The sequence below is a fragment of the Hydrogenophaga sp. 70-12 genome, assembly GCF_001897365.1.
Taxonomy (GTDB): Bacteria; Pseudomonadota; Gammaproteobacteria; order Burkholderiales; family Burkholderiaceae_C; genus Hydrogenophaga; species Hydrogenophaga borbori.
In genome coordinates, this window is sequence record NZ_MKSS01000351.1 from 1 (window position 1) to 6,719 (window position 6,719).

Below are 6,719 nucleotides of genomic sequence, written 5' to 3' on the forward strand. Positions count from 1 at the left end.
GGCGTGGGCGCGCAGCGCTGCGTGAGCGACAGCGTGTAGCGGCGGCGTGGGCGCGCAGCGCTGCGTGAGCGACAGCGTGTAGCGGCGGGCGGCGGCGTCGTAGTGGCCCTCGGCGCGCACGCGCGGCGTGCCGGCTTGGCTGTACCAGCGCTTGAAGGGCTCCAGCAGGCGCGCCAGCGCGCTGTCGGGGTTGGCGTCGGCGATGGCCTGGGCGAAGTGGTCGCAGGTGACGGCCTGGCCGTCGTGGCGCTCGAAGTAGAGCTTCATGCCGCGCGCGAAGCCCTCGCGGCCGACCAGGGTCTGCATCATGCGCACGACCTCGGCGCCCTTTTCGTAGACCGTGACGGTGTAGAAGTTGTTGATCTCGACGTAGCTGTCGGGGCGCACCGGGTGGGCCATGGGGCCCGCATCCTCGGGGAACTGGGCGGTGCGCAGCACGCGCACGTCCTCGATGCGCTTGACCGCGCGCGCCGAGGCTTCGGCGCACAGGTCCATGCTGAACTCCTGGTCGCGAAAGACCGTGAGGCCTTCCTTGAGCGAGAGCTGGAACCAGTCACGGCAGGTGACGCGGTTGCCGGTCCAGTTGTGGAAGTACTCGTGGCCCACCACCGATTCGATGTTGGCGAAGTCGGTGTCGGTGGCGGTGGCGCTGTTGGCCAGCACGTACTTGGTGTTGAAGATGTTGAGGCCCTTGTTCTCCATCGCCCCCATGTTGAAGTCGCTGGTGGCCACGATCATGAAGCGCTCGAGGTCCAGCGGCAGGCCGAAGCGGGCCTCGTCCCAGGCCACGCTGGCCATGAGCGAGTGCATGGCGTGTTCGGTCTTGTCCATGTCGCCGGGGCGCACGTAGACCTGCAGCAGGTGCTCCTGGCCGCCGCGCGAGACGATGCGCTGCTCGCGCGCCACGAGCTGGCCCGCCACCAGGGCGAACAGGTAGCAGGGCTTGCGGTGCGGGTCGACCCACTTGGCGAAGTGGCGGCCATCGGCCAGTTCACCCGACTCGACCAGGTTGCCGTTGGATAGCAGCACCGGGTAGCGCTGCTTGTCGGCGCGCAGCGTGACGGTGTAGCTGGCCATCACGTCGGGCCGGTCGAGGAAGTAGGTGATGCGGCGGAAGCCCTCGGCCTCGCACTGCGTGAAGAAGGTGCCCTGGCTCACGTACAGGCCCATGAGCTGGCTGTTCTTCTCGGGCGCGCAGGTGGTGAAGATCTCCAGCGTGAAGGGCGCGTCGCCCTCGGGCAGGTTGTCCAGCACCAGCTGGCCGCCGTCCATCTTGAACGAGCAGCCGGCGCCGTTGACCAGCACGCGCGCGAGGTTGAGCTCCTCGCCATCCAGGCGCAGCGGCTGCGCGGGCACGGCCGGATTGCGGCGCAGCGCCATGCGGTTCAGCACGCGGGTCTTGGCCGGGTCGAGGTCGAAGGTGAGTTCGACCGTGTCGATCCAGTAGGCGGGCGGGGCGTAGTCTTCGCGGCGCACCACCGTGGTGGGGCCTTCACGCAGGGAACTCATGGGTCACACCCCTTGTTTGAGCGAGGCTTCGATGAAAGGATCGAGGTCGCCGTCCAGCACCTTCTGGGTGGCGGAGATCTCGACGTTGGTGCGCAGGTCCTTGATGCGGCTGTTGTCCAGCACGTAGCTGCGGATCTGGTGGCCCCAGCCGACGTCGGTCTTGGTGTCCTCCAGCTTCTGCTGCTCTTCCATGCGCTTGCGCATCTCGTGGTCGTACAGGCGCGAGCGCAGCCGCTGCCAGGCCAGGTCGCGGTTGCTGTGCTGGCTGCGGCTGTCCTGGCACTGCACCACGATGCCCGTGGGCATGTGCGTCAGGCGCACGGCCGAGTCGGTCTTGTTGATGTGCTGGCCGCCCGCGCCGCTGGCGCGGTAGGTGTCCACGCGCACGTCGGCGGGGTTGATGTCGATCTGGATCGAATCGTCGATCTCGGGGTAGACGAACACCGAGGCGAACGAGGTGTGGCGCCCGCCCGAGCTGTCGAAGGGGCTCTTGCGCACCAGGCGGTGCACGCCGGTTTCGGTGCGCAGCAGGCCGAAGGCGTATTCGCCCTCGATCTTGATGGTGGCGCTCTTGATGCCGGCGGTGTCGCCCGGGGTCTCGTCTTCCACCGTGGTGCTGAAGCCCTTGCGTTCGGCGTAGCGCAGGTACTGGCGCAGCAGCATGCTGGCCCAGTCGCAGGCCTCGGTGCCGCCGGCGCCGGCCTGGATGTCGAGGAAGCAGTTCAGCGGGTCCGCCGGCTTGTTGAACATGCGGCGGAATTCGAGCTTCTCCACCTCGGCCTGGATCTTGGCGGCCTCGTTGGCGATGGTCTGCAGGCCGGCGTGGTCGTCATCGGCGGCCGACATCTCATGCAGCTCGGTGTTGTCGGCGAGCTCGACGCTCAGCCGGTCGAGCACCAGCACCACGTCTTCCAGGGCCTTCTTTTCCTTGCCCAGGTCCTGGGCGCGCTTGGGGTTGTCCCAGACGGTGGGGTCTTCCAGCGCGGATTCGACTTCTTTCAGCTTCGATGCCTTGGCATCGTAGTCAAAGATACCTCCGCAACTCGACCACGCGGGTGGTCAGGTCATCGAGTTGCGTGCGGATGGCGTTGATCTGTTCGGCGTCCATGGCGGTTCCTGCGTGTGTTCGGCAAAAACCTTGATTTTCTCATGCAGGGGCGGTCCTGGCGACGGTCGCCGCCCGTGGCCCCGCAGGCGCGTCAATAGCGCCAGGTGAAACCGAACATCAGGGCCGCGGTGCCCAGGATCTGCACTTCCAGGCCCGCCTTGTCGCTGAGGCGGTAGCCGATGGCCGGGACGATGGCGGGCGAGAAGCCCCCGACGTTGGCGGGCACCTTGTTCTTGTACTGGCCCACGTAGCCGTAGATGACGCCGGCGCTCACCTGCGCGTAGACCTGGGGCCAGCCGTCGATGAGGTCGTCCCAGCGCTTGCCCGCGTACAGATAGCCCGAGGGTTGGCCGAAGGAGTTGCGGAACAGGGACAGGCCGCAGAAGCGGTCGTCGGGCAGTTGGCGGTTCAGCGCCAGGGCGAACACCGGGCGGTGTTCCGGGTCGTGGGACCAGTGGTGGGTGTACGGCGAGGCGAAGAGCTCGTAGCGTGACTGGCCCTCGGGCAAGGGGTCGTCCCAGCCGGGGCAGGCGTTGAAGGCGAAGGCGGGGGCGCAGAGCAGGGCGGCCGTGGCGGCAAAACAATGGAGCGGTCGCATCGGCCAAGTATGCCTTCCCGCCTGTTTCGAGAAGCTCGCGGGATGCAAGAAAACGTGACTCAGCCGCCGCGCAGAAAGTCCTCGATCAGCGCCGCCAGGGCCTCGGGCCGGTCGTGGTGCATCATGTGTCCCGCGTCTTCGATCAGGGCGTGGCGCAGGTTCGGCACGTGCGCGATGCGCTCGCGGAATTCGTCCAGCGTGTAGCGGCCCTTCCACCACAGGCCCAGGCTGTCGTCACTGGCCACCACGCACAGCGTGGGTGCGCCGATGCGGCGGTAAACCTCGATGGCTTCCTCGGGCCGGAACAGCACGGCGTTGGTGACCTTGTGCGCCGGGTCGCCCAGGATGGCCCAACGGCCCTCGGCATTCGGCCGTGCCCACTGGCGCGCCAGCCAGTCGGCCTTGTCCTGCGGCAGGCGCGGGTTGGTTTTCATCAGGCGGCGCGCCACGCCCTCGGCGTCGGCGTAGTCGCTCAGGTCCATGTCGCCCCGGCGCAGGGCGCGGATCTCATCCAGCCACTGGGCGTAGCGCTTGGGCGCCTGCTCGGGCGGCGAGGCCGGCATGCCGAAGCCTTCCAGGTTGACCAGGCGGCGGATGCGCTGCGGCCGCGCGCCCGCGTACAACGTGGCCACATGGCCGCCCATGCTGTGGCCCACCAGGTCCACGGGCTGGTCGCCGGCCAGGGCGTCGAGCAGGGCGTCGAGGTCGCCCAGGTAGTCGGGGAACCAGTAGCTGTCGGGGGCGGCGCCGTTCCATGTGGTGTCGCCGTAGCCGCGCCAGTCGGGGGCGATGATGTGGCGGTCCTCGCGCATCGCGTCCACCACGAACTGCCACGACGCGGCCACGTCCATCCAGCCGTGCACCAGCACCAACGGCGGGCGGGCGGCATCGGGCGTGCCCCAGTGGCGCAGGTGGTAGCGCCAGCCGCGGATGGGGAGAAACTCGCTGCGTGAGGGGCGTCGTGCTTGGTACATTCGCCCGATCATAGAGAGCCCCCGGTCGCGGGGCTTGGAGACAAAGGCATGCCCCACGCCGCCCGCCGCCCAGGCCGTGACACCGCGATCGACCACTACCCCGCGCTGCACGCGGACTTCCGTTGGCAGGTGCCGGCCGAATTCAACATGGCCGAGGTCTGCATGCGCCGTTGGGCCACGGGCGCGGCCAGCGGCCGCCGCACGGCGGTGATCGCCACCCCTCCCGGCCAGGCCGACCGCGAGCACAGCTACGCCGAGCTTTTCGCCCAGGCCAACCGCCTGTCCAATGCGCTCGACGCCCTGGGCGTGCAGCGCGGCGACCGCGTCGCCATCGTGCTGCCGCAGCGCTTCGAAACCGCCGTGGCCTACATGGCCGTGCTGCAGATGGGCGCGGTGGCCATGCCGCTGTCGCAGCTCTTCGGTCCCGAGGCGCTGGAGTTCCGCCTGCGCGACAGCGAGGCCGTGCTCGCCATCTGCGACGCCAGTACCCTGGCCGCGGTGCAGGGCGTGAGCGCCGCCTGCCCGCTGCTGAACGAACTGGTGGCCGTCGACGCGCCCGCCGGGCCCGCGCGTGGCGGCGCGCTCGACTGGGCCCAACTGCTGGCGCAGGAAGAGGAGGCCTTCGAACCCGCGCACACGCGCGCCGACGAAGCCGCCGTGCTGATCTACACCAGCGGCACCACCGGCAACCCCAAGGGCGCGCTCATTCCGCACCGCGCGCTCATCGGCAACCTCACCGGCTTCGTGTGCAGCCAGAACTGGTTCGGCTTCGACCCCTTCGACACCAGCCGCCCCAGCGAGGCCGTGTTCTGGTCCCCCGCCGACTGGGCCTGGACCGGCGGCCTGATGGACGCGCTGCTGCCCACGCTCTACTTCGGCCGGCCCATCGTGGCGCACAACGGCCGCTTCAGCCCGCAGACGGCCTTCGAACTCATCGAGCGCCACGGGGTGACGCACAGCTTCCTGTTTCCCACCGCGCTCAAGGCCATGATGAAGGCCTACCCGCGTCCCAAGCGGCAGTTCCGCTTCGTGCTGCAGGGGCTGATGAGCGCCGGCGAGGCCGTGGGCGACGCCGTGTTCAACTGGTGCCGGGACGAGCTGGGCATCACGGTGAATGAAATGTTCGGCCAGACCGAGATCAACTACATCGTGGGCAACTGCGCGCGCCTGTGGCCGGCGCGGCCGGGCAGCATGGGCAAGGGCTACCCGGGTCATCGGGTGGCGGTGATCGACGACAACGGCAAGGAATGCCCCGTGGGCGTGCCCGGCGACGTGGCCGTGCACCGGCTGGACGTGCATGGCGAGCCCGACCCGATCTTCTTTCTGGGCTACTGGAAAAACGAGGCGGCCACGCGCGGCAAGTTCACCGGCGATCCCGCCAACAGCTGGTGCCGCACGGGCGACCTGGCCGTGCGCGACACAGACGGCTACCTCTGGTACCAGGGCCGCGCCGACGACGTGTTCAAGGCCGCGGGCTACCGCATCGGGCCGAGCGAGATCGAAAACTGCCTGGTCAAGCACCCGGCGGTGGCGAACGCGGCGGTGGTGCCCAAGCCGGACCGGGAGCGGGGGGCGGTGGTGAAGGCCTACGTGGTGCTGTCGCCGGGACACATCGGCGATGCCTCGCTGGTCGCCGAACTGCAGTCGCACGTGAAAGGGCGGCTGGCGCCCTATGAGTACCCGAAGGAGATCGAGTTCATCGACGCGCTGCCCATGACCACCACGGGGAAGGTGCAGCGCCGGGTGCTGCGCCTGCGGGAAGAGGAACGCGCACGCGCCGCGTGACGCGCCGGGCGCAAAAAAAGCCCGGCGCTTGCCGGGCTTGAGAGAGCGGTGACAGCAGTGATGGGTCAGCGCTGCGCGGTGCTGGCCGGCTCGGCCACATAAATCTCCACGCGGCGGTTCATGGCGCGGCCCTGGGCCGTGCCGTTGTCGGCGATGGGCTCGCGCGAGCCGCGGCCGTCGGTGCTGATGCGCGTGGCCGCGACGCCCCGGCCCACCAGGTAGTCGCGCGTGGCATTGGCGCGGTCGAAGGACAGCGGGTTGTTGATGGCGTCGCTGCCCGAGCTGTCGGTGTGGCCGATGATGGTCACCTGCGTGGCCTGGTTCTGCTGCAGCGTGGTGGCGAACTGGCCCAGCACGCGCACCAGCGTGGGGCTCAGCGTGGAGCGGCCCGACGCGAAGCCCGCATCGGCTGGCACGTCCAGCTTCAGGCGGTTGTCGGCCGTCTGGCTCACGCCGATGCCGGTGCCCGCCGTGGCCGCTTCCATCTGCTTCTTCTGCTCCTGCATGCGCGTGGACCAGATGTAGCCGCCCAGCGCGCCCGCGCCGGCGCCCAGCACGGCGCCCTGGGCCGCGCCCTTGGAGCCACCGGTGAGGCCGCCCAGTACGAGGCCCGCCGCCGCGCCGATGCCAGCGCCTTTGGCGCTGTCGCTCTGCGTTTCGCTCATGTTCGCGCAGCCGCTGATGGCCAGGGCCGCCGCCACGGTGAGCACGGTCAGGCCGCGCGTGGTGTGGGAAACGGTGTGGG

General features: G+C 69.3%; 6 protein-coding genes. 1 reads left to right on the plus strand and 5 read right to left on the minus strand.

What is annotated here, in order from left to right; genetic code table 11:
- The 4 genes from pepN to BGO22_RS18220 all read right to left on the minus strand — a co-directional run.
- On the minus strand, nt 1-1,509 hold a 1,509-nt coding region (gene pepN / locus BGO22_RS18205; RefSeq protein WP_286852088.1), incomplete at its 3' end, for an aminopeptidase N.
- A 3-nt stretch (nt 1,510-1,512) separates the two neighbouring features.
- Nucleotides 1,513-2,617, minus strand: a protein-coding gene (prfB, locus tag BGO22_RS18210) for a peptide chain release factor 2 (protein WP_116958158.1) whose coding sequence is annotated in 2 segments (ribosomal slippage) — nt 1,513-2,535 and nt 2,537-2,617 — 1,104 coding nt in all. Because the reading frame shifts where the segments join, the coding sequence is not laid out codon by codon here.
- A 91-nt stretch (nt 2,618-2,708) separates the two neighbouring features.
- A complete protein-coding gene (locus BGO22_RS18215) occupies nt 2,709-3,215 on the minus strand; it encodes a hypothetical protein (RefSeq protein WP_070398925.1) in 507 nt (168 codons plus the stop codon).
- 59 nt (nt 3,216-3,274) lie between these two features.
- Nucleotides 3,275-4,189: an alpha/beta fold hydrolase gene (locus tag BGO22_RS18220; protein ID WP_070398924.1), complete on the minus strand. Its 915-nt coding sequence runs from the start codon at nt 4,187-4,189 to the stop codon at nt 3,275-3,277.
- Nucleotides 4,190-4,237: 48 nt separating this feature from the next.
- On the opposite strand from BGO22_RS18220, the gene BGO22_RS18225 reads away from it, so the two are divergent.
- A complete protein-coding gene (locus BGO22_RS18225; protein WP_286852092.1) occupies nt 4,238-5,974 on the plus strand; it encodes an acetate--CoA ligase in 1,737 nt (578 codons plus the stop codon).
- A 65-nt stretch (nt 5,975-6,039) separates the two neighbouring features.
- On the opposite strand, the gene BGO22_RS18230 is transcribed toward BGO22_RS18225, so the two are convergent.
- Nucleotides 6,040-6,639: a YiaD family glycine zipper/OmpA-like lipoprotein gene (locus BGO22_RS18230; protein ID WP_502686481.1), complete on the minus strand. Its 600-nt coding sequence runs from the start codon at nt 6,637-6,639 to the stop codon at nt 6,040-6,042.
- Between the last annotated feature and the right edge of the window lie 80 nt (nt 6,640-6,719).